Here is a 24672-nt window from a genome sequence, read left to right as displayed (position 1 = left end):
TAACATTTTTCATATTAAAAATCACAACTTTCACCAAAAATATAGAAACTTTCACTACTATAACGAAGTGTTGTGAATCTATACCAGTTGTTTTCCTTTAAGTCTCTCTTTCTACATAAAAATATAGTCAGCACAAAGGCTGACTATATTATTCATAGACATGTACATAAGGGTCCGTGTCATTGGCCTTTTTATTGATTAATGCCTCGGGACCATTGACAGAAGTAATACTCACCTCAACATGAATATTATTAAATCGATTGATTAATATACCTGTCAAATATTGTGTGAATCCAATGATTTCTGCTTTGCCGAAAAATTGGATAGGAATTTCGATCGTCAGTTTTTGGATTTCTTTATTGCGATAGAAACCTGTACCAATAACACTCGTATAATTTGAGAAATATTTATCAACGTCTTGCTTAAAGATTTTGAAGTTTTTACTCACGTCTCGGTATACATCCTGCGAATCATCTGTTGGGAATAATACATAGTTTTCATCTATTCCTTCCCAATCAGCAATGTTGTTCTGTCCAGCTTTTGCTACACCATAGCTAAAATAGGCTCCAGGAATAATCTGATTCCGAGGTTGTTGCTTAAACAGGCCAACAACAATTGGAATATCCTTTAGCTCATCGCGCGTACGTAAACGTGAAACAATCTCAGCGGCCATTTTTTTCCCTTGCTCAACAAGCTCAGACTCTGATATTGGTTTCTCGTAATATTCGCCATACTGTTCTTTTTGATAATAATAAATAGAATTAAGCGCAAGACCTATTGAAATTCCACCTAATTTCACTTTATTATCTTTTGTTTTTGTTAAGTAATTTTGCTCAACAATATGAGATAAATAAATAGGTGCCTTTGTTGCTCGCTCTTCGGGTGTCATTGTATCTGTTGTTGGTGGATTTAATCCGTCTTCTGTCTGAGAGCTTCGAGCAAGCCAAGAGCTCACCGTACTTTCAGCTAAATATTGACCCTCTTGGAAGTAATAGTTTTCAGTGTCAAACTCATTGTGCGAAAGACGCATTAAACCTGCTTCCACTTCCTTCATATCATACTTCGTAAAAATATTTGATACAACTAGGCCTCTACTGGCACTCTCTTTATAAGGAATAAGTGTCTTATAATAAGAATCGTCAATTTGTATACTGGGGATAATGGTTGTTTCAGTTTTTTCATTTTGTTGTGTTTCCTGCGTAAGCTCTGTTCCCCCTTCATTAGAAGGTACACAGCCGACTAACATTGCAGCTGCTACAAGTGCTGGAATGAGTCGAAAAGACTTCATTATATTTAGTGCTCCTTTACTCATAATCAATTTGGTTCGACGAATCACTGAGATATAACCATTTAGCAAAACGCATGTCTTTTATGAGGTTATATCTTCAGTATATTTATTAGATAAGGTTAAGTTGTTCAATTAAGTTGTCTTCATTCCAAACTTCAATACCTAATTGCTCAGCCTTTGCTAGCTTAGAGCCTGCATCCTCGCCTGCGATAACAAGATCCGTTTTTTTACTGACACTACCTGTGACAGTCCCACCTAACTCTTCTATTTTCGCCTTTGCTTCGTTACGTGTCAATTGCTCAAGTTTACCAGTTAAAACAATTGTTTTTCCTGCAAAAGGATTATCGCCTACCACTACTTCTACTTTTTTTCCTTTAAAAGTCATATTCACGCCCACTTCAGCAAGACGTTCAATGACTGCACGTGCGTCATCATTGGAGAAGTATTCCACTAATGACGATGCCATTTTATCGCCAATCTCATAGATAGCCACAAGTTGTTCCTCTGTTGCTGCCATGACAGCTTCCATTGAGCCAAATTGCTCTGATACAATTTTTGCAGCCTTTTCACCAACGTGACGAATTCCTAGACCAATTAATAAACGTTCCATCGAATTTTCCTTCGAGGCTTGAATCGCATTGACTAAATTGGTTGCAGATTTTTCGCCCATCCGTTCTAGCTCAACCAATTGCTCAATGGTTAAATGATATAAATCAGATACATCATGTATTAAATCCGCACGCAATAACTGCTCAACCACTTTATCTCCAAGGCCATCAATATTCATAGCATTACGAGACACAAAATATTTAATGCTTTCTGCAATTTGAGCAAAGCATGCAGGATTTACACAGCGCAAAGCAACCTCACCCTCAATACGAATCAATTCACTATCACAAACCGGACAATTTTTAGGCATCTCAAACGGTACAGAGTTTTCAGGACGCTGCTCGATGAGCACACCAACAACTTGTGGAATAATATCACCGGCCTTTCGAATAATGACCGTATCCCCAAGACGTATATCTTTATCTCGTATAAGATCTTCATTGTGTAAGGAAGCACGCTGCACCGTCGTCCCCGCTACTTGAACAGGCGTTAAAATAGCTGTTGGCGTGACAACCCCTGTACGCCCTACTGTTAAATCAATATCTAGTAATGTCGTGACAACTTCCTCTGCAGGGAATTTATAAGCAATGGCCCAGCGTGGACTTTTTGCCGTATAGCCTAGCTCATCTTGTTGAGCATAGCGGTCGACTTTTATAACGATTCCATCTATTTCATAGGCTAGATGTGGACGATTTTCTGTCCAATGCTCAATAAAGGCCATAACCTCTTCAATTGTAGAGCAACGCTGACGCTCCTTATTGGAAGGGAAACCTAGATCCTCTAAATAATCAAGCATTTCTGCATGTCCATCGATGCCATAGATTTCACCATCTCCTCCAATGGCATAGATGAAAGTTGATAGCTGGCGACTTGCAGCAATTTTAGGGTCTAACTGTCGTAAAGAGCCTGCAGCAGCATTACGTGGGTTAGCAAATAGTTCTTCACCATTGTCAGCACGTTGCGCATTTAATTTTTCAAATGATTTTTTTGGCATGTACGCCTCACCGCGTACTTCGATTGTAATTGGTTCTTTTAAACGCAGAGGAATAGCATGAATGGTCTTTAAATTGGCTGTAATTTCTTCCCCTACAACACCATCTCCTCTTGTTGCACCCTGGACAAACACGCCATTTTCATATTTTAACGAAATGGCAAGACCATCTATTTTCAGCTCACATACATAGGAGAAATGATCACCAATAGCCTGTCGAACCTTACGATCAAATTCTTGTAAATCTGCTTCGTTAAAAGCGTTTGATAGACTTAGCATTGGGTAATCATGTGTCACCTTTTTAAAGCCCTCTACGACAGTTCCGCCAACACGTTGCGTGGGTGAATCGGGAAAAATAAGTGATGGATTGGCCTCTTCTAACGCAATCAATTCATGCAATAATTGATCATAAACACTGTCAGCAACGACTGGTTTATCTAGTACATAATAGGCATAACCATATTCATGTAATAATTTATTTAACTCCGCTATTCGCTGTTCTATTTCGTTCATTTACGTTCCTCCGCTTACGCTTTTTCAATCGGTGCAAATTGTGCCAGTAATCGCTTAATACCAATTGGTTGTGGAAAAGCGATATCAAGCTCTGTACTATCACCTTCGCCTTTTACACTTACAACCATACCTGTGCCCCACTTTTTATGGACGGCTTTGTCTCCAGCCTTCCAGCCGTACTGATCTCCGCCTGTCGATTGTAAGCGCGCTGTGGCAGGCTGAGTTTGTTGAACGGACCCAAGTGTACGTTTTTGATAATTACTTGAACGATTGCTAGTAGCAAACGGTACATTCGTTTTAGCACCAGCTTTGGAGATGGATTCGGTAATATCTTCGGAAATCTCACCTAAAAATCGTGAAGCATTATTAAAGCTCGAACGGCCAAAAATTGTTCGGCTTTGTGCACATGTTAAATATAGACGTTCCTCTGCGCGCGTCACACCAACATACATAAGGCGACGTTCTTCTTCCATTTCATCTTGATCATCAAGGGAGCGCGAATGCGGGAAGATATTTTCCTCCATACCGATAATAAAAACAATAGGAAACTCTAAGCCCTTAGCAGCATGCATCGTCATTAAAATAATATTTCCCTTGGAAGCATCCTCTTTATCAAGTGCATCGATATCAGCAATTAATGCTAAATCTGTTAAAAATGCTATTAAACTTTTATCATCACTGCGCTCCTCAAATGCTTTTGTGACAGATAAGAACTCTTCAATATTCTCTAAACGACTTTCAGCTTCAATCGTCTTTTCATTTTGGAGCATTGTACGGTACCCAGATTTATCAATGACTTGCTCAACAATTTCAGTGACCGATAAATATTCTTGCATTTCAGTAAAACCTTTAATCATTGCATAAAATTGCTCTGCTGAGTTTGCCGCTTTCCCAGATAGACCCATGAAAATAAGATCATTCATAGCATCAAAAATGGAACGATCCTGCTCAATAGCATAACGGGCCATTTTCTCAAAAGAAGTGGCGCCTATACTACGTTTGGGTTCATTAATAATACGTGCAAGTGATAAATCATCGTCATTATTAGCAATAAGGCGCAAATAAGCAAGTAAGTCTTTTATTTCTTTTCGATCATAGAACTTTGTCCCGCCAACAATTTGATACACCATATTGGATTTAACAAGTACTTCCTCCATCACACGTGACTGAGCATTCGTACGATATAAAATGGCAAAATCATCAAATGTACGGTTTTCCTTTTCCATCAACTGTTGGATGGTTTGTACAACAAATTGTGCTTCTTCCTGCTCATTATAAGCTTTGTATAACGCAATTTTTTCTCCCTCTGCATTTTCTGTACGCAGTTCTTTTGGGTAACGTGTTGTATTATTTTGAATGACGTCATTTGCTGCTTGGAGGATGCGTTTAGTTGAACGATAATTTTGCTCAAGCATAATCACCTTAGCATTCGGATAATCCTTTTCAAAGGAAAGGATATTACCGATATCTGCACCACGCCAGCGATAAATTGATTGATCAGAATCCCCTACAACACAAATATTTTTAAATTTTTTAGCTAATAATTGCACAAGTAAGTATTGGGATTTATTGGTATCCTGATATTCATCTACATGAATATATTGAAATTTATTTTGATAGTATTCCAACACCTCTGGTACGCGTTTGAACAACGTAATGGTTGTCATAATTAAATCATCAAAATCGAGGGATTGGTTACGACGTAATCTTTTTTCATAGCCTTTATAAACACGTGCAACGGTTTGTTCATAAGGATTTTTATCATTCATATGACCGGCGTAATCATCTGCTGTAATACACTCATTTTTAGCTGCACTAATAGCATTTAAAATTGCTCTTGGCTCAAAACGCTTTGGATCGATATTCTCATCCTTCATTACATTTTTAATCACTGAAAGTTGATCCGTAGAATCTAGGATGGAGAAATTACGAGATATGCCTAGTTGATCGATATTGCGACGTAAAATTCTTACACACATGGAGTGGAAAGTAGATACCCACATACTATCGCCTGTCCCATTGCCAAGAATACCGTCGATACGCTCTCGCATTTCACGAGCAGCTTTATTAGTAAACGTAATGGCTAAAACTTTGGATGGGTATACTTCCTTTTCTATAATTAAGTAAGCAATACGATGTGTTAATACTCGTGTTTTTCCTGACCCAGCACCAGCCATAATCAGTAGTGGTCCCTCAGTGGTTTTGACCGCTCTTTCTTGTTCAGGATTCATTCCTGCTAGTAAATTTTTTGTTAACTGTTCCATTTCGCACCGCCTTACAAACATTCGTTCTAAAATTATAACGTATTTTTAACAGCCTTAACAGTCGCAAGTGCAGCTTTTAAATCTTCATAAATAATATTTCCAACTACAACCGTGTCTGCATACTGTGCCATTTCCTCTGCCTGCTTGGCTGATGTAATGCCTCCACCATAAAAGAGCTTAGTGTGCTTCAATTCATTTTTCACAGCACTTACTACTTCTGGATTTCCGTAAATTCCACTGTACTCTAAATAAAACACCGGAAGTTTAAAGAAATTTTCTGCCATACGTGCATAGGCTACGATATCGTCTATCGATAAATCTGTTGTAGCACCTGTTACATGTGCCACTTTACAATCCGGATTTAAAATACAATAACCTTCTGCTACTAATTCATCCCACACCATAATATCTCCAAATTCTTTAATAGCTGCATGATGCAAATTTTTAATCCATTTTGGATCATCACTATTTAAGACCGTCGGAATAAAGTAATAGTCATAGCCTGGTGTAATCGCATCAATCGTTGAAATTTCCAAAGCTATCGGGACTTCGAACCGCCTAACACGAACAAGTAAATCTAATACCCCATCCAATGTCACATTGTCTGTGCCACCGACTAAAATAACGTCAGTTCCAGATTCACAAATTTTTTCTAAGTCTTCATCTGATATGTCCTTTGCAGGATCTAACTTGAACACATGTCTCCATTCTAAATAATCCATTTATTTTACCACCTATCGTTTTCTATCTATTCGTTTACAAGTATAGCTTATGATGGACCACAAAAAAATGAAAAAGACTGGGTAGAACATCTACCCAGTCTCTTTTTCAACTATTCTTTTGGTGCTTGAAATGGTTTCTCATCAGGATACAAACGACCTAGCATTTCATCATATGTATCGTTTCCATAATCGAAGCAACGTCGAACACGTGAAATCGTTGCTGTACTTGCACCTGTTTCCTTTTTAATGGATTCATAGGTTTTCTTTAAACGTAATAAATGTGCAACCTCAAAGCGTTGTGCCAACGATTGAATTTCACTAATCGTACATAAATCATCAAAAAACTTATAGCATTCTTCGATGTCTTTCAGCTCTAACACTGCTTTAAATAACTGATCTGTTTGATGCCCTCGAATTTTTTCGATTTGCATGCAATTTTCCTCCCTTTAAGGCTGCGTTTTCACCATTGCTTGTAACCCTGGTGAGGATGGTACAAAATGGACCCACGACTTTCCAGGTACTAGCTTTACAGGCTCCCCTGATTGCTCAACAGCCGTTGGTATTCCATTCACATTAGCCCATTTGACTTCCCTCAAATAGCCATTTTGAAATACGTACGCATTTCCACCAGAAGTTAAATCAATTGTTTGGCGACCAATATCATCGACTATTTGGTGATCCATTTCAAAAAATAGAACATTTGCCAATGATAATGCTTCGCCGGTTAACATATCTTTTGTGTCCACGCCAGCCGATTGTCGTTCATAATAATTACTTTGATGATCATACACATACGAATTGTGGAAATCTTCATTATTCCCGTAGTAAATATCAACTTGACTTGTTTCAATGCCTATTTTACCACGTTCATCGGGTTCATAAAAAGCCTGAAGTACTTTTTCACTGTAATTCATTGAAGCGCCTACCATTTCAGCACCTTTTCTGATCTTTTCCGATGTAATATATGAATTATGTGGTGCAACTCGTTCGCTTGAACGTTTAAAAAGTATACCATCATAAGCCATTCCGTTGATATTGTCGACTACACGATTATCGAGCATTGTTTTCGCCTCTGGACTATAACCATGAGCTACATAAAAGGCATTGAATCCTTTTGCTATATCGATAAAATAAGAGCGTGCACTACGAACCGGCCCTATATTTTCAGGTAGCTCACTTTGATAAACTGCTAAAAAGCGAGTCACATTGCCTTCCGCAAGCATCTCATAAATGATATCCGCTGCAGCTAATCCTGATTGCGGACGTGCAGCTGGATGATTATTAATCGTCACGACAATAGGCCGTTGAGTAATTTCCTCTTGCACTGCCTCTCCTGTAAGTGGCGCAACAAATGCTGGTTTCTGTATTTGCTCCTCAACTACTTTTTCTTCCTGTGTTACCCTCTCATCATCTTCTTTAACCTTGGGTGTATCCTTTGAGCATCCTCCGATCACTAAAGCGCTAAATGCCATAGTCATCCATAATTTCTTCGTTTTGAACACAAGCATTACTCTCCTTTGAACATTTCCATATGAAAGTACCTGTTTACACTTTCATATATTAGCGCATAACAGCAGGCAATAATAACTTATTCTTCATTACATCGAAAATCCCTTTCGGTGTTATACGAATATAGGGTAAATGAGTGGACTGTAAAAATAATAGCGTGTAAATAGCATCTCCTAAATGATACCCACGCTCTGCTAAAGCTTGCTTTAAAGCCTTTTCTTTCTCTGCTAGTGTCAATACATCCCCATCATATAAAAGTCCACCAATTGATAATGGTATATCTGCTATGACTTCCCCTTTTTCTACAAGGACGATACCACCATTCATGGCCTTCATTTCTTCGAAGGCTTTGATCATATCTTCTTTATTTTTTCCGATTAATAAAATATCGCCTGTGTTTGAGTAGGACGATGCAAAGCCTTGAACACCTGTTGCAAACCCTTTAATCATTGTATTAACATGCCAGTGACCTTGCCTGTTTATTAGCATTAAATAGCACTCATCGTGATCCGCTAGTTGCCCTTCTCTAGTAATTAATGAATTATACGGTTTTGTAATGACATCATTAACAAGCTGAATTCCAAAAGGCATAGAAAACTGGAAATCTTGTGCGTCTAATGAAAAATCTAAATGAAATGCGGGGATAGCAGAATAATCAATGGCTGCCAGCCTATGCACACGATCTCCATCACGTTTTAGCCAAACGCCTTTTGATAGGACACTTTCAGGTACAGGATGATATTCATCTTGTAAAATATTAAGTGAGGCAAAGCGACCTGTCGCGATAAAACCATGTAAATTGGACATATTATAATAGCGCGCTACATTATACGAAGCCATTTGGTAGGCATCGATTGGAGAAACTCCTGCATCTAGGGCTGCTTGTATACACTTATCCATCACCCCATCCTCATGGAACGAAGGTGGTGAACCATCTGTTGTCATCATTAAATGATCAAAAATAGGAAGCTCTTTTTCTACGATTCCTTTTAATAGGTGCGGTAAATCTGGTCGAATAGAAGAATGACGTAATGTAACAGCATAACCTTGCATTATACGACGTTCCACTTCTTCCACCGTCATCGCCTCATGATCACCATCCGCACCAAGAAGTTTCATACGAGCTAAAGTTCTCTCAGAGGCTCCTGGAAAATGACCTTCGATTTTTTTACCTAGTCCCTTTGCCATTTGCATGCGATAAAGCATTTGATCGTCCCCATGTAATAGCTTAGGCCAGCCTGTCAACTCTCCCCCAAGCAAAACATCACTTCGCTCTAACCATTCTAATATAGACGTGTTAGAGAAAACTTCTTCCTCCTGCTCCAACTCAGTTTGCGAATCAAAGCGAGTCCACCAATAAAAAGAAAACGGCAACTTTTTTAAATGATCTAAAATTGAAAACGCTTTCTTATTTTCTAAATTTAAAACAAAACTTAAATTATCAGAAATAAAAGTTGTTGTCCCTAGCTGACCACAAAAATCTGCAAAGGATTGTGGGTGATAAAGCTGGAAAGGATGTACATGTGGCTCAATATAGCCTGGTACAACTGTTTTCCCTGTACAATCCACTACTTGTGTTCCTTCTATTAAAGGAGGCATCCTGTCACCAGCATAGACAATGCGGTCCCCTAAAATCCAAATGTTTCCTACAATCCACTGTTTCATCATACTATGCAAGTACCTTGCATTTTTCAGCACAATATCAGGCGCCTTTTTTCCATCAATTACAGCTAATTGCTGACGTATTTTTGTTATTTTCCATACTGGATCCATGCTATTCGCTCCTTCCTAAATTACGTAATTTTTCATTGTGTAAAATCAACCTTGAATCACATACTACTATTGCATAATCGCATACTTTCATAAAATTTATGCTTTATGCAATCATCTTGTTTCAATCGTAACACAGCACTTTCATAAAGCAAAGTGCACCTCGCTTAATTTTTTCCACAATGACTAAAGGAGGAAGTAATATGATGCAGCAAGCAAATTTAAGCGAAAAAAATGCATTTTGTCGTTTTGCCATGGGTACAAGTTTGACAGCATTCGGTATCGCTAAAGTTTCAAGAAATCCTAATTGTACAAAAGGTCGATTAATGATTGCATTAGGAGCCATGAAAATGGCAGAAGGAATCTTTAAATATTGCCCTGCCAAGGCTCTCATGAGCACCAATATGCAAAATGCCATGAACACCTCTATGCAAAGTATGTTCAGCGGGCAAAATTCTATGTCCTCTGAGCAAATCGATAAACTCATGAAGGATTTCTCTTCTGCAATAGCTGGCAATTCCTCAGGTTCACAAGCTACCGCTTCAACGCAATCTGATACCAGCACTTCAACTCAAAATTCCTCAACAAGGAGCAATTCGACATCGAATACTGCTCAAAACCCTTCTTAGTCAAAGGAGCCGTCCCAATCTAATTTGGAGACGGCTCTTACCTCTTACGTTTGAAACTTTAAGAGGTTTCAAAAGAGGATTAAAAATATTTTAAATTTTAGTAAAAATAATGATTATTTTTTGAACGTACGCCATCCAATATCTTTGCGGAAGAAAAAGTGATCCCATGTTTCTTTAGTCATGCCAGCATATACTTTTTCCTGTGCTTCCTGTAAAGTAGGCGCTTTAGCCCCAACTAACAGAACACGACCACCATTCCCAACAAATTGGCCATCTACTAATTTTGTACCTGCATGGAATACAGCATATGACTTGGATATCTCCGCTAAATTGGGTAATGTTTTACCTTTTTCAACATCGCCAGGATATCCTTCAGCTGCAATGACAACGCCCAGCATAGCATCTTCAGACCATTGCAAATCAAAGGGTTGCTCGTTCATTAATGCCACCATAAATGCACCAAAGTCAGAAGCCATTCGAGGTAAAACTACTTGTGTTTCTGGATCACCAAAGCGTGCATTAAACTCAATAACCTTAGGACCCTTCTTCGTTAAAATTAAGCCTGCATATAAAATACCTGTAAAGGAAGCGCCATCCGCCTCCATCCCTTTGACAGTTGGCTTAACAATCGTTTGGTAAGCGATATCTACAACTTCTTGTGAGATTTGTGGTACTGGTGAGTAAGCACCCATCCCACCTGTATTAGGTCCTCTATCACCGTCATAGGCACGTTTATGGTCCTGTGCAATCACCATGGGATATATTTGTCCTTTATGCACAAAGGACATAAAGGAGAACTCTTCCCCGTCTAAAAATTCTTCGATGACAACGCGAGAAGATGATTCACCAAAGCGTTGATTGCCAATCATATCTTGCACAGCTTCAATGGCTTCTTGCTCTGTCATCGCCACAACAACGCCCTTACCAGCTGCTAAACCATCCGCTTTAATAACAATGGGTGCGCCCTGTTCTTTAATATAGGCAATAGCTTGTTCTGCATCAGTAAATGTTTTATGGGCGGCTGTTGGTATATTGTATTTACTCATCACATCTTTTGCATACGACTTACTACTTTCTAATTGAGCAGCCATCTTTGTCGGACCAAAAATTTGTAATCCACGAGCTGTGAAGAAATCGACAATCCCTTCAGCAAGTGGTTGTTCTGGGCCGACAAATGTTAAAGTAATATCATTTTCCTTAGCAAATTGGGCAAGTCCTGCAAAATCCATTGTGTCAATACTAACTACTTCTACCTCGCCTCGCATCCCGTCATTTCCTGGTGCTACAAATACTTGGTTAACGGATGGAGAAATGTTAAATTGTCTAGCGATTGCATGCTCACGACCGCCACTTCCGATTACTAATACATTCATTTTAGAGAATCCTCCTCTTTGTGAGTAAGACCGAGATGAACCCACATCTCGGTCTGTTTTATGTCAATATTAATTAGTGTTTAAAATGGCGTACGCCTGTAAATATCATCGTAATACCATATTCATTTGCTTTATCGATTGAATCTTGATCTTTAATAGATCCACCTGGTTGAATAATAGCTGTAATACCTGCTGCCGCTGCAGCCTCAACAGTATCACTCATTGGGAAAAATGCATCTGATGCCAATGCAGCACCCTTTGCTTTTTCACCAGCCTGCTCAAAGGCAATTTTAGCAGCGCCAACGCGGTTCATTTGACCAGCGCCTACTCCAAGTGTCATTTGAGAATCCGTTACAACGATCGCGTTTGATTTAACATGCTTCACAACAGACCAACCCAGTTGCAATGCTTCCCATTCCTGTTTTGTTGGTTCACGATCTGTTACTACCTTTATATCTGCATTGGCAAAACCATAGCGATCTGGTTCCTGTACAAGCAGACCGCCCTCTACAGATACTACATTAAATTGATCTTGCTTAGCTTGCTCGAATGGAATTGTTAATAAGCGAATATTTTTCTTTTTCGTTAAAATATCGAGTGCCTCTTGTGAAAAAGCAGGAGCAATAATAATTTCTAGGAAAATATGGCTTAGCTTCTCAGCAGTTGCTGCATCCACTTCCATATTAAGAGCGATAATTCCACCAAAAATAGATGTTGGATCTGCCTCATACGCTTTATCAAATGCTTCCTCTAATGTGACACCTGTTCCAACTCCACAAGGATTCATATGCTTTACAGCAACTGCAGCTGGCATTTCAAACTCTTTCACGATTTGCAAAGCTGCATTCCCATCTTGAATGTTGTTATAGGATAACTCTTTACCATGTAATTGTGTGGCATAAGCTAATGAGAAATCAGACCCTAGACGTTTTTGGTAAAATGCCGCTTTTTGGTGAGGATTTTCACCATAGCGTAAGTTCTGCTTTAATTCATACGTCATTGTTAGGCTCTCTGGGAACTCTTCTTCTGTCAAATAATTCGAGATATACGAATCATAGGCGGCTGTGTGACGGAAAACCTTTGCAGCCAATTTACGACGTGTCTCAATTGTTGTGGCACCACCAGCTTTTAGTTCCTCTAACACTGTTGCATAGTCATTGCTGTCTACGATGACTGTTACATATTGATGGTTTTTTGCAGCAGATCGTAACATTGTAGGACCACCGATATCTATGTTCTCAATCGCATCATCCCATGTTACATTAGGCTTTGAAATTGTTTCAACGAATGGATAAAGATTGACACAAACAATTTCTATTGGCTCAATTCCATGCTCATTCATTTGTGCCTGATGAGAGTCATCATCAAATTTCCCTAATAAACCACCGTGAATCATTGGATTTAAAGTTTTAACACGGCCATCTAAAATTTCAGGAAACTTCGTTACTTCATCTACTGCCGTTACAGCTACTGCATTGTCCTGTAGCATTTTTTTAGTACCGCCTGTTGATAAAATTTCATAACCTAATGCTACTAATTCCTTTGCAAATTCTAAAATACCATCTTTATTGGAAACACTGATTAATGCACGTTTTGTCACAACAATATCCTCCTAATTTTTATCGTGCTTGCACGAACTAACTTGCTGTCATAGATTTATAGAGTTAGGTGTTGAGTAAGGTTCTCGACCTAACTCCTCCTTCAGTTATTGTAATAATTGCTGTAAAGCCTTTGTATATAATAAATGCTCTTGCTTATGAATAGCAGCTTCTGTTGCCTCCCGATTTCCTTCAATGACAGATACAGCAGCCTGTGCGATAATTGGGCCAGTATCCATTCCTTCATCAACAAAATGTACCGTTACGCCCGTTATTTTCACCCCATGATTCAATGCTTGTCCGATAGCATCCTTCCCAGGAAAGGCTGGCAATAAGGAAGGATGAATATTAACAATTCGCTGCGGAAAGGCCGCCAATAATACATCACTGATTAAACGCATATATCCCGCAAGCACAATCCATTTCACATCGCACTCATGTAGTGCATCGACAATTACTTTCTCGTAAGCTGCTTTCGAGGCAAAATCTTTTGGGTTCAAGGCTAATACAGGAATCCCCAAGTGTTCAGCACGTGTCACTACATATGCACCAGGCTTATCTGTCACTACTAGCTCAATCTTTGCATGCAGTTCCTTTCGTTCAATAGCCTCTTGAATGGCTTGAAAATTACTACCGCTCCCTGATGCGAACACGGCAATTTTTGTTGGTGCAGTCATTACACTAAACTCCCATCATGTGTTCCATTAAACACTACTCCATTGCCTTTAATAACACGACCGATTGTATAAGCCTTTTCACCATTTGCTTCTACTGCTGCCATCACTTTATCGGCTTCTGCTGCTGGAGCAGCTATGACAAAACCTATCCCCATATTAAACACATTATATAAATCCTTATCTTCTAACTGACCTTTATCCTTTAGGAATTCAAAGATACGTAATACTGGCCATGAACCTAAGTCAATTTCTGTAGCTAATCCTTCAGGCATCATACGTGGTAAATTTTCATAGAAACCTCCACCAGTAACGTGGGCACAGCCGTGTACATCTGCTGCTTTTAAAGCCGCTAATACAGGCTTAGCATAAAGCTTTGTTGGCACTAATAGCGCCTCGCCGATTGGTCCTAAATCCTCATAATTTTCTACAATGGCATCCACCGCATATTGACGATCTGCAAAGACAATTTTACGCACTAAAGAATAACCGTTTGAATGCACACCACTTGAAGCAATACCAATAAGTACATCGCCCTCGACAATTCTTTCTCCTGTCACAATGGCAGACTTTTCACAAGCCCCCACTGCAAAGCCAGCTAAATCATATTCATCCTCTTCATATAGACCTGGCATTTCTGCTGTTTCGCCACCAATTAGAGCTGCACCTGATTGCACACAGCCATCCGCAACACCTTTAACAATTTGCTCAATTTTTGCAGGTTCTGCTTTTCCAAGTGCTACGTAATCTAAAAAGTATAGCGGCTCCGCTCCTTGTGCAACGATATCATTCACGCACATTGCTACACAATCCACACCAATTGTATCGTGCTTGTCTACCATAAAGGCTAGCTTTAGCTTTGTCCCAACACCATCAGTTCCTGAAATAAGAACAGGTTCTTTTAGATTTAGTTCTGACAAGTCAAACATACCACCAAAGCCACCAAACGTTCCCATGACACCTAGACGGTTTGTCCGTTCAACATGAGATTTCATTCGTTTTACAGCTTCATAGCCCGCTTCAATATTTACTCCTGCTTGTTCATATGCCTTTGACACGCAGAGTTCCTCCTTATCATCTAAATCGCCTACCAGTATCCTAGAATTCATTTTTCAACCTTCTAGTAGACACTAATTCACTGCGATGTTTTTTTAACGTAAAAGTTCTTTTTCATGTGGTAAGATGGTATCCGGGAAAATCTCTGTTGGATATTTACCTGTAAAGCATGCAAGGCATAGTCCACGGTTTTCATCTTCATATGGACGTGCAATGGTCTCAACCATACCTTCAACAGAAAGGAATGTCAGAGAATCTGCACCAATTACTTCACGAATTTCATCCACATTATGACTGGAAGCAATAAGTTCTTCATGTGTTGACGTATCGATGCCATAATAACAAGGGTTTGTCATAGGTGGTGACGAAATGACCACGTGAACCTCTGCTGCACCAGCGTCTTTTAACATTTTGACAATTCGACGTGAAGTTGTTCCACGTACAATAGAATCGTCTACCATCACTACGCGTTTACCTTTGACAACTTGAACAACTGGTGAAAGCTTCATTTTCACACCACGTTCTCGTAATTCCTGTGTCGGTTGAATAAAAGTACGCCCTACATAACGGTTTTTAATCAGACCAAGTTCATAAGGAATACCACTTTCTTCTGCAAAACCGATAGCAGCTGAAATACTAGAATCCGGTACCCCCGTTACAACATCAGCCTCAATATGCGCGCATTCACGAGCAAGCTGTTTCCCCATACGTTTACGTGCCATATGGACATTAATACCATCAATATCCGAATCAGGACGTGCTAGATACACATATTCCATCGCACACATAGAACGCTTTTCCATCTCAGCAAAGCGGTCTGACTTTACACCCTCATCGTTAATAATTAATAATTCACCTGGTTCTACAGAACGAACGAACTCCGCTCCTATTAAATCAAATGCACAAGTTTCAGAAGCTACTACCCAGCCTTCTCCTAGCTTACCAAGAGAGAGCGGGCGTAAACCATGTGGATCACGTGCAACAAGCATTTCATCCTTTGTCATAATTAAGCAAGAATACGCACCCTTTAATAAAGAAAGGGCATTTTTCACTTTAGCCCGAAATGGTGAATGCGAACTTTTCTTAATAAGATGCGCCAGCACTTCTGTATCAGAGCTAGAGTGGAAAATACTACCTTGTCGCTCTAAATACTGTTTAAGATGTGTCGCATTGACTAAGTTACCGTTATGGGCAATAGAAAGGCTACCAGTTGAGGAATGAAATAGTAATGGCTGTACATTTTCAATACCGCCACCACCAGCAGTTGTATAACGAACATGGGCAATGGCTGCTTTGCCGTTCACTGCCTTTAATTTATCTTCGTTGAAAACATCATTAACTAGTCCTTCGCCTTTTACCGCGCGAAGGTGCTGACCATCGGAAACGACGATACCTGCGCCTTCTTGACCACGGTGTTGAAGAGCATGAAGCCCGTAATAACTAAGGTGTGCTGGATTTGGGTTACCCCAAATACCAAACACCCCACATTCTTCATTTAAGCCTCTGAGTTCAGCAAGCATGGGATTGCTCCTTTCCAATTAGAACGGAATTCCTCCACTGTACCTTCTACAAGCACACCTTTGTCCCCGTTGATTTTAACAAGTGCATCGTTTGTTACGACGCCAATTTTATGAGCATCTTTGATGATTTCGACAAATGTAGCTGCATGTTCTTCTTTAACAGTAACAACAAATCGTGATTGACTTTCACTGAATAACGCAGTTGTAGCAGAACCTGTTAATGTAACCTCAACACCAAGACCATTTGCACTGAAAGTTTTTTCTGCAATAGCCACTGCAAGACCACCCTCAGCCACATCATGCGCAGACTGCACAATACCAGCTTTTATAGCCTTTAATAAAGCCTGCTGACGTGCTGCTTCTATCTCTAAATCGATAGCTGGTGCTTTCCCAGAAATAACGCCATTATTTAATAATTTTTGAAGCTCTGAACCACCGAACTCAGTCGTTGTTTCACCAATGACAAATACGATATCTCCTGCGCCCTTTACTTCCTGTGTTGTAACATGCGCTAAGTCTTCGATTAGACCTACCATACCAATTGTCGGTGTTGGATAAACGGCTTCACCAGAGCGCTCATTATAAAGCGATACGTTACCGCCAATTACTGGTGCATTCAATGCTGTACATGCTGCCGAAATACCATCAGCAGATTTTTCAATTTGCCAGAAGATTTCTGGCTTCTCTGGATTACCAAAATTTAAGCAGTCTGTAATTGCAAGTGGTGTACCACCAGTAGCAACAATATTACGAGCTGCTTCAGCCACTGCAATAGCGCCACCGACTTCTGGATCTAAATAAATATAGCGAGAGTTGCAGTCTGTTGTCATTGCTAAACCTTTATTTGTACCACGTACACGAATAACTGCAGCATCTGAACCTGGTTTAACAACAGTTGACGTACGAACCTGATAATCGTACTGATCGTAAACCCATTCTTTTGAAGCAATTGTCGGTGCTTTTAATAAAGCATTTAACGTTTCTTTATAATCTGTTACAACTGGCTCTGTATTTTCAATTGCTTGGAACTGAGCATAGTAAGCAGGTTCAGCAGATGGCTTATGGTAAACTGGAGCATCCTCGGCTAACGCATCCGCAGGTACTTCTGCCACTATTTGTCCATTGTGTAAAAGGCGAAGCATTTTATCATCTGTTACACGACCAATTGCTACCGCATCTAAATCATATTTATCAAAAATAGCCTTAATTTCATCCTCGCGACCCTTTTTCACGACTAGCAGCATACGCTCTTGAGATTCAGATAGCATCATTTCGTATGCTGTCATACCTGTCTCACGTTGAGGTACTAAATCTAAATTCATTTCTACACCAGAGCCAGCTTTTGAAGCCATTTCTGCTGAAGAAGAAGTAAGACCAGCTGCGCCCATATCTTGAATACCAACTAGAGCATCCGATTTCACAACTTCTAAACAGGCTTCAAGTAAAAGCTTCTCCATGAATGGGTCCCCTACTTGTACCGCTGGACGTTGATTTTCTGATTCCTCCGTTAATTCTTCAGAAGCAAATGTCGCACCATGAATTCCATCTCGCCCTGTTTTCGCACCCACGTACATCACTGTATTTCCAACACCTGCTGCAATACCTCGTTGAATATCTTTATGATCAATTAAGCCTACACACATCGCATTAACAAGTGGATTGCCTTCATAGCAAGGATCGAATTGAATCTCGCCACCTACTGTAGGAATACCGATACAGTTACCATATCCAGCGATTCCAGCTACGACTTCTTCAAATAGAAATTTACCGCGCGCTGATTTTAATTCACCAAAGCGTAATGAGTTCAGCATTGCGATAGGACGTGCCCCCATAGAGAAAACATCACGTATAATACCGCCAACACCAGTTGCAGCCCCTTGGTATGGCTCAATTGCAGATGGGTGGTTATGAGATTCCATTTTAAACACTACGGCTTGTTCGTCACCGATATCAACAATACCTGCACCTTCCCCAGGTCCTTGTAAAACTTGTGGCCCCTTTGTAGGGAATTTACGTAATACCGGTTTTGAATTTTTGTATGAGCAGTGTTCAGACCACATTACTGAGAAAAGACCTGTCTCTGTCCAATTAGGTAGGCGTTCTAAAATACCTTCTACCAATGCAAATTCTTCGTCTGACATCCCCATTCCAGCGTATAGCTTTTCATCTTTAATTTGCTGTGCTGTTGGCTCAAACTTAGTTGTTGACATGATTTTCCCTCCACTGCTTCACAATTGATTTAAATACTGCTAAACCGTCTGCGCCACCCACCAGTGCATCAACAGCTCGTTCTGGGTGGGGCATCATCCCTAATACATTGCCGCGCTCGTTTATAATCCCTGCGATATCTTCCAAAGAACCGTTTGGATTGTCACCTGAGTATGTGAATACGATTTGATTATTATCTTTTAATGATTGTAATGTCTCCTCATCACAGTAGTAATTCCCTTCACCATGTGCGATTGGGATATGAATAATTTGACCTTGCTCGTATTGGTTTGTGAATAATGTATTGTTGTTCTCCACTTTTAGCTGCACTGTACGGCACATAAATTTCAAGTTTGTATTGCGTAATAAAGCACCTGGCAATAATCCCGCCTCTGTTAGGATTTGGAATCCATTACATACACCTAGTACAGGCTTACCTGCGTCTGCTACTTTCTTAACTTCTGCCATAATGTTAGATTGATTAGCCATTGCACCACAACGAAGATAATCTCCATATGAAAATCCTCCAGGTACTAATACACCATCAAAGCCACTTAGATCTGTTGCTGTATGCCATACATATTCTACTTCTTCACCTAGCTCGTCTTTAATCGCATGATACATATCGATATCACAGTTTGACCCAGGGAATACGAGTACTGCGAATTTCATGATTAGTTAGCCTCCTCGACTTCATAACGGTAGTCCTCAATGACAACATTCGTTAAAACCTTTTCACACATTTCTTTTACTAGAGTATCAATGTCACGCTCTGTATCATTAATTGATAGTTCAAGATATTTACCGATACGTAAATCCTCTACTTCACCGTAGCCCATTTTAGCTAAAGAACCCTGTACTGCAGAGCCTTGTGGATCAAGAATGCTCTCACGTAATGTTACATAGATTTTTACTTTTTTCATTGTTATTTGCCTCCGAGTCTAGAAAGTATAATAGTATAAACTTCAGTTAAATTACCAAGGTCTCTACGAAAAACATCTTTGTCTAACTTTTGCTTCGTTGTTGCATCCCAAAGTCGACATGTATCTGGTGAAATTTCATCTGCCAATAAAACATGACCATCAGCATCACGGCCAAACTCTAATTTAAAATCAATTAGCGTCACATTGACATCAGCAAAGATTGGCTGTAGAACTTTGTTAATAGCTAGTGCCTTATCGTAAATAGCCGATACTTCAGCAGACGTTGCAAGCTCAAGAACATCTATATGCTCTGTCGTGATGAATGGATCACCTAACTCATCGTCCTTATAGTAAAACTCGACGATTGGTCGTTTTAAAGGTGTCCCCTCTTCAAGACCAATACGCTTTGCTAAACTTCCTGCAACTATATTACGAACGACTACTTCAATCGGAATAATATCTACTTTTCTTACAAGTTGTTGCGTATCAGATAATTGTTTTACGAAATGTGACGCAATTCCGTTTCCTTGTAATTTTTCGAAAATTAATGAAGTAATGCGATTATTTAAAATGCCCTTACCTTCTATTTCTTCTTTCTTTTCACCATTGAATGCAGTCGCACTATCCTTGTACTCCACAAGCAGCACATTCGGCTCCTCAGTTGTATACAATTTTTTTGCTTTACCTTCATACAAAAGTTGACCTTTAGTCATTCGTTTTTCCCCCTGATATTATGAGATACGCTTTTATGAATGATCAGAATCGAACCGTGTTCTCCACGATTCAATTCTGAAGCATTTACTGGTGGCTCTAACATTTATTTTGTATTGGCGAAATAAATATTAGTTAAGTCCTAGACGTTCAAAAATCATATCAACATGCTGTAAGTGGTAGTTATAATCAAAGCACTCGTCCAGCTCTTCTTTTGTTAAATAAGATGTGATTTTTTCACTTGCATCCACTAATGTGCGGAACTGTACCTGCTCGTCCCATGCCTGCATAGCTAAAGGCTGTACAGTATCATAAGCTTCCTCACGTACTAATCCTTTATCAATTAATGCTAACAAAATGCGCTGAGAGTAAATAAGACCGAATGTACGAGTCATATTACGTTTCATGTTTTCAGGGAATACTGTTAAGTTTTTCACAATATTACCGAAGCGATTTAACATATAGTTAAGAGTAATCGTTGCATCCGGTAAAATAACACGCTCTGCAGAAGAATGAGAAATATCACGTTCATGCCATAAAGCGACATTTTCATAAGCAGTCACCATGTATCCGCGCATTAAACGAGACATCCCAACCATGTTTTCAGAGCCGATTGGATTACGTTTATGTGGCATTGCTGAAGATCCTTTTTGACCTTTAGCAAAAGCTTCTTCCACTTCGCGTGTCTCAGATTTCTGTAAACCACGAATTTCTGTTGCGAATTTTTCAATGGAAGTAGCGATTAAAGCTAATGCACCTAAATATTGTGCATGACGATCACGCTGTAAGGTTTGTGTTGAAATCGGTGATGCAGCTAGACCTAGTTGATCACAAACATATTGCTCAACACGAGGATCAATATTGGCATATGTTCCAACGGCGCCAGACATTTTTCCAGTTTCAATTACTTTAGCTGCTGCTTCAAAACGTTCCAAGTTACGCTTCATTTCCTCATACCATAAACCCAGCTTTAAACCAAAAGTTGTTGGCTCTGCATGAACACCATGAGTACGGCCCATCATCACTGTATGTTTATGTTCTTTTGCCTTAACAGCAATAATATCAATGAAATTCACGATATCTTTACGTAAAATATCATTTGCTTGTTTGATTAAATAAGAAAGTGCTGTGTCTACTACGTCTGTAGAAGTTAAACCATAATGTACCCATTTACGCTCTTCACCAAGGGTTTCTGAAACGGCACGTGTAAAGGCTACTACGTCATGACGAGTCTCTTGTTCAATTTCTAAAATACGGTTCACATCGAATGAAGCATTCTCACGAATTTTAGCAACATCCTCTTTTGGAATATCGCCGATTTCAGCCCACGCCTCACAAGCTAGGATTTCTACCTCTAGCCAAGCTTGATATTTATTTTGTTCTGTCCAAATTGCGCCCATTTCGGGTCTTGTGTAACGTTCAATCATTGCGTATCTCCTTCTATTCTGACCAAATGCCAGAACTCTCGATTTGTTGTAATGTTTCTTCTAAGTTTTTTGTCATAATCGTTACATGGCCCATCTTACGGTTAACCTTAGCCTCAGCTTTCCCATAAAGATGGATAGACCATTCAGGATATTTAGCAATGGAGTTACTCAATGGCACGACATGCTGCCCTAATACATTGATCATAATGGATGGTGCCCAAAGCTCTGGCTTACGTAATGGCCAACCACAAACAGCTCGTATATGCTGATGGAATTGTGAAACATTACACGCTTCTATTGAATAGTGCCCTGAATTATGAGGTCTTGGTGCTAATTCATTAATCACAATGCCACCATCTTCTAGCACAAACATTTCTACCGCTAACGTTCCTACTAAATGTAAGTAATCTGCAATTTTTAAAGCTTCTCGTTCGGCAGCCTGGGCTGTGCTTTCTGTTATGCGAGCAGGCACAATTGTTTCGTGCAGAATATGATGAACATGAATGTTCTCTCCAACTGGCTGGCAATACGATTCACCACTACCATTTCTTTGAACAATGACTGATACCTCTTTTACGAAGGGTACGAATCCTTCAGCAATACATGGAGAATGCATAAAGAGTTCTTTCGCTAACGGAAGATCTTCAGTTGATGTTAACAGCTGCTGTCCCTTGCCATCATAACCACCTCTTGCTGTTTTGACTATACAAGGATAACCAATCGAATCAATATTGGCTACTAATTCTTCATAAGTTTTTGCAACAATATATGGTGCTACTGGGCAACCAGCTCTCACAATCGCGTCCTTTTCGGTTATGCGGTTTTGTGTAATGCGTACCAATTCAGCTCCCTGAGGAACATAAGCCATTTGTGATAAACGCTTTAAGCCTTCATAATCAATATTTTCGAATTCATATGTGATGACATCACTGACTTCTGCAAGTTCTTCTAAAGCAGCTTCATCATCATAGGGAGCTACAATACGAACATCTGCCACCTGCCCACAAGGTGAGTCCATTGCCGGTTCCAGTACAGCAATTTTAAAACCAGACTCCTTTGCAGCAAGAGCCATCATTCGACCAAGCTGCCCCCCGCCTATAATACCTATCGTTTGTCCAGGATAAATAATTTTTGTCACACTAAGTCACCTGTGCTTTCTAAAACTTGCTGCTTTGTAGCTTCACGTCGAGCATCTAACTTGTCAGCAAGTTCTGCATCTGTCGTTGACAAAATCTGAGCTGCTAGTAAACCTGCGTTTGTTGCTCCCGCTTTCCCAATAGCTACAGTTGCTACAGGCACACCACCAGGCATTTGAACGATGGATAGCAGTGAATCAAGCCCATTCAGTGCACGTGATTGAACTGGTACACCGATGACAGGTAAAGTTGTTTTAGCTGCTACCATTCCAGGTAAATGTGCAGCTCCGCCTGCCCCAGCTATAATTACTTGTATTCCCCGTTTGCGTGCTGCTTCCGCATATTCAAACATTAAATCTGGTGTTCGATGTGCAGATACAACCTTCTTTTCGTACGGTACTTGTAATTCGTCTAAAATATCACATGCATGTTTCATTGTTTCCCAGTCACTTGAACTACCCATAATGACACCGATTTTCGGATTCATAAATTGTCGCTCCTTTTAAACGATAGAAAAATGATCAATTATTGTGCAAGCCTCTATATAAAATAGCTCTGCAATTTTTACCTTTTTACAAAGAAAATCCCCAAATAAACTACTCTCTACCTTTACGCGTGAAAGCAGCTTACTTGAGGACTTATAAGGGCAAGAATTTGTCCATATACAATTTTGTACATGGATCTTCTCATAAAAGCCAAAAGTGCTTTCCCGCATAGTCCAGCATTTACGGTGCCGGGTAGAGACACTAGAGCCAATCCTCTAGCATATATGTGGGATTTATTTGTTTTTCCTTATCATATTTTAACAAGGGATCGTATTATCGTCAATGCAAAAATGCGAACATTTTTTTATAACCTAAAAAAAACGTTCGGATTTTAGTCAAAATCATTCCATATCTTGAGTAAGTATAGCTTTAAATTGAATTTTTTGACGTAATAATGTTGGTTCACCATCGACTAAATGAAAAAGTGGCTCTTCTTTTCGTCCAATTGCCATGTACCCATCGTTTCGCATTCTTTCTAAACATTCTTCAATGGATTCGTTTTCTTGTACTTCATACCAAATTTGCTTCTTTCCCAACTTTTTCTCCCTTTCAATAACATAATTTATTTCCTAGCACTTGTTACTTCATTATACCTTGAGTTGCCTTAGGAAGTGTGTAAGAACTAATTAATTGTTTGTTAAATATAAAAAACTGCAGATATATATCCGCAGTTTTACTTGCAAGTTCAGTAAAATCCATATAAAGCTTTTATATAGATGCCTAATATTAGTAGCAACAAGAATGAATGAAGGACAACAAGAATGAAACGATATTCTTTAATACCTAAAAAGGTACTAACCATACCTATTCCTCCTAGTATAAATGGCGTAAATATACTCAGGTCAGAGAGGAATTTAAAAAAACTCCCATACCATTTTGTAGAATCATATCCAAACATTAAGAATGTTAGGAGTAGGCACAGAATCGAAAGAGTCGAAAACATATTACGCTTCATTTTCATTCCTCCATCATTCCATTCAAGATAAGTAGGAAGTGCTGTCTATTTTAATTATCTTTACATCAGTATAAATTTAACATTTAGTGAATTATACCACTACTTTTTATTTTATAAAATAAAAAAAGCCATGGAATATATCCATGACTTTTTAAGTGCCTAGCGACGTCCTACTCTCACAGGGGGAAGCCCCCAACTACCATCGGCGCTAAAGAGCTTAACTTCCGTGTTCGGTATGGGAACGGGTGTGA

At 39.4% G+C, this 24672-nt stretch carries 21 protein-coding genes, 1 rRNA gene and 1 riboswitch; of the genes, 1 reads left to right on the top strand and 21 read right to left on the bottom strand.

What is annotated here, in order from left to right; translation table 11 throughout:
* Window positions 1-148: 148 nt before the first annotated feature.
* The 7 genes from ACOZBY_RS18925 to ACOZBY_RS18895 form a co-directional block, all read right to left on the bottom strand.
* Window positions 149-1288 (bottom strand): CamS family sex pheromone protein, encoded by a 1140-nt coding sequence (locus ACOZBY_RS18925; protein ID WP_031416797.1) that lies wholly within the window; start codon window positions 1286-1288, stop codon window positions 149-151.
* Between the two features lie 109 nt (window positions 1289-1397).
* A complete protein-coding gene (ligA, locus tag ACOZBY_RS18920) occupies window positions 1398-3401 on the bottom strand; it encodes an NAD-dependent DNA ligase LigA (RefSeq protein WP_012292025.1) in 2004 nt (667 codons plus the stop codon).
* Window positions 3402-3415: 14 nt separating this feature from the next.
* Window positions 3416-5665, bottom strand: a complete 2250-nt coding sequence (gene pcrA / locus ACOZBY_RS18915; protein ID WP_012292024.1) for a DNA helicase PcrA — start codon at window positions 5663-5665, stop codon at window positions 3416-3418.
* Between the two features lie 32 nt (window positions 5666-5697).
* A complete protein-coding gene (locus ACOZBY_RS18910; RefSeq protein ID WP_031416796.1) occupies window positions 5698-6387 on the bottom strand; it encodes a heptaprenylglyceryl phosphate synthase in 690 nt (229 codons plus the stop codon).
* A 110-nt stretch (window positions 6388-6497) separates the two neighbouring features.
* Complete coding sequence (locus ACOZBY_RS18905) at window positions 6498-6818, bottom strand: YerC/YecD family TrpR-related protein (RefSeq protein ID WP_004225717.1); 321 nt, start codon at window positions 6816-6818, stop codon at window positions 6498-6500.
* A 15-nt stretch (window positions 6819-6833) separates the two neighbouring features.
* Window positions 6834-7889, bottom strand: a complete 1056-nt coding sequence (locus ACOZBY_RS18900) for a DUF3048 domain-containing protein (RefSeq protein WP_036160415.1) — start codon at window positions 7887-7889, stop codon at window positions 6834-6836.
* Between the two features lie 58 nt (window positions 7890-7947).
* Complete coding sequence (locus ACOZBY_RS18895) at window positions 7948-9669, bottom strand: adenine deaminase C-terminal domain-containing protein (protein ID WP_012292021.1); 1722 nt, start codon at window positions 9667-9669, stop codon at window positions 7948-7950.
* Between the two features lie 200 nt (window positions 9670-9869).
* Here ACOZBY_RS18895 and ACOZBY_RS18890 point away from each other — a divergent pair, with 200 nt between their 5' ends.
* Entirely contained in the window at window positions 9870-10295 is a 426-nt protein-coding gene (locus ACOZBY_RS18890; RefSeq protein WP_031416795.1) for a YgaP-like transmembrane domain, read from the top strand.
* Between the two features lie 113 nt (window positions 10296-10408).
* Here ACOZBY_RS18890 and purD read toward each other — a convergent pair whose 3' ends face one another.
* The 14 genes from purD to rrf form a co-directional block, all read right to left on the bottom strand.
* On the bottom strand, window positions 10409-11668 hold the full coding sequence (gene purD, locus ACOZBY_RS18885) for a phosphoribosylamine--glycine ligase (RefSeq protein WP_012292019.1): 1260 nt from the start codon (window positions 11666-11668) through the stop codon (window positions 10409-10411).
* Between the two features lie 73 nt (window positions 11669-11741).
* On the bottom strand, window positions 11742-13268 hold the full coding sequence (purH, locus tag ACOZBY_RS18880; RefSeq protein WP_012292018.1) for a bifunctional phosphoribosylaminoimidazolecarboxamide formyltransferase/IMP cyclohydrolase: 1527 nt from the start codon (window positions 13266-13268) through the stop codon (window positions 11742-11744).
* A 105-nt stretch (window positions 13269-13373) separates the two neighbouring features.
* Window positions 13374-13943: a phosphoribosylglycinamide formyltransferase gene (gene purN / locus ACOZBY_RS18875; RefSeq protein ID WP_012292017.1), complete on the bottom strand. Its 570-nt coding sequence runs from the start codon at window positions 13941-13943 to the stop codon at window positions 13374-13376.
* Window positions 13943-14998, bottom strand: a complete 1056-nt coding sequence (purM, locus tag ACOZBY_RS18870) for a phosphoribosylformylglycinamidine cyclo-ligase (protein WP_012292016.1) — start codon at window positions 14996-14998, stop codon at window positions 13943-13945. Before purM ends, purN begins: the two co-directional genes overlap by 1 nt.
* A gap of 93 nt (window positions 14999-15091) precedes the next feature.
* Window positions 15092-16516 (bottom strand): amidophosphoribosyltransferase, encoded by a 1425-nt coding sequence (purF, locus tag ACOZBY_RS18865; RefSeq protein WP_031416793.1) that lies wholly within the window; start codon window positions 16514-16516, stop codon window positions 15092-15094.
* Complete coding sequence (gene purL / locus ACOZBY_RS18860; RefSeq protein ID WP_289449800.1) at window positions 16492-18726, bottom strand: phosphoribosylformylglycinamidine synthase subunit PurL; 2235 nt, start codon at window positions 18724-18726, stop codon at window positions 16492-16494. The genes purF and purL overlap by 25 nt, the downstream gene beginning before the upstream one ends.
* Window positions 18713-19396, bottom strand: coding sequence for a phosphoribosylformylglycinamidine synthase subunit PurQ (purQ, locus tag ACOZBY_RS18855; RefSeq protein ID WP_012292013.1), 684 nt, complete (start codon window positions 19394-19396; stop codon window positions 18713-18715). Before purQ ends, purL begins: the two co-directional genes overlap by 14 nt.
* 2 nt (window positions 19397-19398) lie before the next feature.
* Window positions 19399-19647, bottom strand: coding sequence for a phosphoribosylformylglycinamidine synthase subunit PurS (gene purS, locus ACOZBY_RS18850; protein WP_012292012.1), 249 nt, complete (start codon window positions 19645-19647; stop codon window positions 19399-19401).
* A 2-nt stretch (window positions 19648-19649) separates the two neighbouring features.
* Window positions 19650-20360 carry a phosphoribosylaminoimidazolesuccinocarboxamide synthase gene (purC, locus tag ACOZBY_RS18845; protein ID WP_012292011.1) on the bottom strand — a complete coding sequence of 237 codons (711 nt, stop codon included), beginning with the start codon at window positions 20358-20360 and terminating at the stop codon, window positions 19650-19652.
* Between the two features lie 129 nt (window positions 20361-20489).
* Window positions 20490-21785, bottom strand: coding sequence for an adenylosuccinate lyase (gene purB / locus ACOZBY_RS18840; protein ID WP_012292010.1), 1296 nt, complete (start codon window positions 21783-21785; stop codon window positions 20490-20492).
* Window positions 21786-21798: 13 nt separating this feature from the next.
* A complete protein-coding gene (purK, locus tag ACOZBY_RS18835; protein WP_012292009.1) occupies window positions 21799-22923 on the bottom strand; it encodes a 5-(carboxyamino)imidazole ribonucleotide synthase in 1125 nt (374 codons plus the stop codon).
* The gene (gene purE, locus ACOZBY_RS18830; RefSeq protein WP_012292008.1) at window positions 22920-23408 is read right to left on the bottom strand and encodes a 5-(carboxyamino)imidazole ribonucleotide mutase; all 489 of its coding nucleotides are present in this window, start codon (window positions 23406-23408) and stop codon (window positions 22920-22922) included. Before purE ends, purK begins: the two co-directional genes overlap by 4 nt.
* Window positions 23409-23615: 207 nt before the next feature.
* Window positions 23616-23714: riboswitch (purine riboswitch) on the bottom strand.
* A 93-nt stretch (window positions 23715-23807) separates the two neighbouring features.
* A complete protein-coding gene (locus ACOZBY_RS18825; RefSeq protein WP_012292006.1) occupies window positions 23808-24002 on the bottom strand; it encodes an NETI motif-containing protein in 195 nt (64 codons plus the stop codon).
* A gap of 576 nt (window positions 24003-24578) precedes the next feature.
* Window positions 24579-24672 (bottom strand): 5S ribosomal RNA (gene rrf, locus ACOZBY_RS18820); the annotation flags it as partial.

This window comes from Lysinibacillus sp. NPDC056220 (genome assembly GCF_049315265.1).
GTDB classification, from domain to species: domain Bacteria; phylum Bacillota; class Bacilli; order Bacillales_A; family Planococcaceae; genus Lysinibacillus; species Lysinibacillus pinottii.
The sequence above is the reverse complement of the archived record's forward strand: the minus strand, read 5'-3'. Positions and strand labels throughout refer to the sequence as shown.

Excerpts from the sequence above, each read along its gene's own strand:
- ACOZBY_RS18925 (WP_031416797.1), bottom strand. The coding sequence starts at position 1,288 with ATGAAGTCTTTTCGACTCATTCCAGCACTTGTAGCAGCTGCAATGTTA.
- ligA (WP_012292025.1), bottom strand. The coding sequence starts at position 3,401 with ATGAACGAAATAGAACAGCGAATAGCGGAGTTAAATAAATTATTACAT.
- pcrA (WP_012292024.1), bottom strand. The coding sequence starts at position 5,665 with ATGGAACAGTTAACAAAAAATTTACTAGCAGGAATGAATCCTGAACAA.
- ACOZBY_RS18910 (WP_031416796.1), bottom strand. The coding sequence starts at position 6,387 with ATGGATTATTTAGAATGGAGACATGTGTTCAAGTTAGATCCTGCAAAG.
- ACOZBY_RS18905 (WP_004225717.1), bottom strand. The coding sequence starts at position 6,818 with ATGCAAATCGAAAAAATTCGAGGGCATCAAACAGATCAGTTATTTAAA.
- ACOZBY_RS18895 (WP_012292021.1), bottom strand. The coding sequence starts at position 9,669 with ATGGATCCAGTATGGAAAATAACAAAAATACGTCAGCAATTAGCTGTA.
- ACOZBY_RS18890 (WP_031416795.1), top strand. The coding sequence starts at position 9,870 with ATGATGCAGCAAGCAAATTTAAGCGAAAAAAATGCATTTTGTCGTTTT.
- purD (WP_012292019.1), bottom strand. The coding sequence starts at position 11,668 with ATGAATGTATTAGTAATCGGAAGTGGCGGTCGTGAGCATGCAATCGCT.
- purN (WP_012292017.1), bottom strand. The coding sequence starts at position 13,943 with ATGACTGCACCAACAAAAATTGCCGTGTTCGCATCAGGGAGCGGTAGT.
- purF (WP_031416793.1), bottom strand. The coding sequence starts at position 16,516 with ATGCTTGCTGAACTCAGAGGCTTAAATGAAGAATGTGGGGTGTTTGGT.
- purL (WP_289449800.1), bottom strand. The coding sequence starts at position 18,726 with ATGTCAACAACTAAGTTTGAGCCAACAGCACAGCAAATTAAAGATGAA.
- purQ (WP_012292013.1), bottom strand. The coding sequence starts at position 19,396 with ATGAAATTCGCAGTACTCGTATTCCCTGGGTCAAACTGTGATATCGAT.
- purS (WP_012292012.1), bottom strand. The coding sequence starts at position 19,647 with ATGAAAAAAGTAAAAATCTATGTAACATTACGTGAGAGCATTCTTGAT.
- purC (WP_012292011.1), bottom strand. The coding sequence starts at position 20,360 with ATGACTAAAGGTCAACTTTTGTATGAAGGTAAAGCAAAAAAATTGTAT.
- purB (WP_012292010.1), bottom strand. The coding sequence starts at position 21,785 with ATGATTGAACGTTACACAAGACCCGAAATGGGCGCAATTTGGACAGAA.
- purE (WP_012292008.1), bottom strand. The coding sequence starts at position 23,408 with ATGAATCCGAAAATCGGTGTCATTATGGGTAGTTCAAGTGACTGGGAA.